This is a genomic window from Nocardioides sp., assembly GCF_004803405.1.
GTDB lineage: Bacteria > Actinomycetota > Actinomycetes > Propionibacteriales > Nocardioidaceae > Nocardioides > Nocardioides vastitatis.
The window spans coordinates 1-546 of sequence record NZ_SSXI01000140.1; the positions used below are offsets into that span (position 1 = coordinate 1).

Annotated in this window: 1 protein-coding gene; it reads right to left on the minus strand. The window is 76.4% G+C overall.

Going from position 1 to position 546, the window contains the following annotated elements:
* Positions 1 to 546 (minus strand): ROK family protein (locus E7Z54_RS09955; protein ID WP_136433291.1); only part of this gene is annotated, 546 nt, incomplete at both ends.

Consider the following 546-nt stretch of genomic DNA (forward strand, 5'->3'; position numbering starts at 1 on the left):
ACCAGGGCGCGCACGTGGTCGACGTCGCGGCCCTCGTCGCGGAGCCGGGCCACGAGCGCCCAGCCGGCGGCGACGGTCTCCAGACAACCCACGTCGCCACAGCGGCACGGTCGGCCGGCAGCCTCGGGCACCTTCGTATGGCCGAGGTCCCCCGCGCCGCCCAGTGCGCCGGACACGATGCGGCCGTCGGCGAGCACGCCGAGACCGAGCCCGGTCGACGCCTTGAGAACCAGCAGGTCCCGGATCTCGCGGGCGTGGCCGAGGAACTCGGACCGGGCGAGCGCGTCGGCGTCGTTCGCGAGGAAGAGCGGCGCGTCCGCGACCTCGACGAGGTACGGCGCCAGGGGGACCCCGTCCCAACCCGCCATCACCGGGGTGTCGACGCTGACGCCGCGCTCGGAGTCGACGACGCCCGGGAGGGACATGCCGATGCCGAGCACCGGGGGCGCGCCCGCGGCGAGCAGGCGCGCGAGCTGGTCGGCCACCACCGGCATCACCAGGTCGGGGCCGGCGCCGATCTCGTGGTCGACCGCCGAGGCGGCGAGC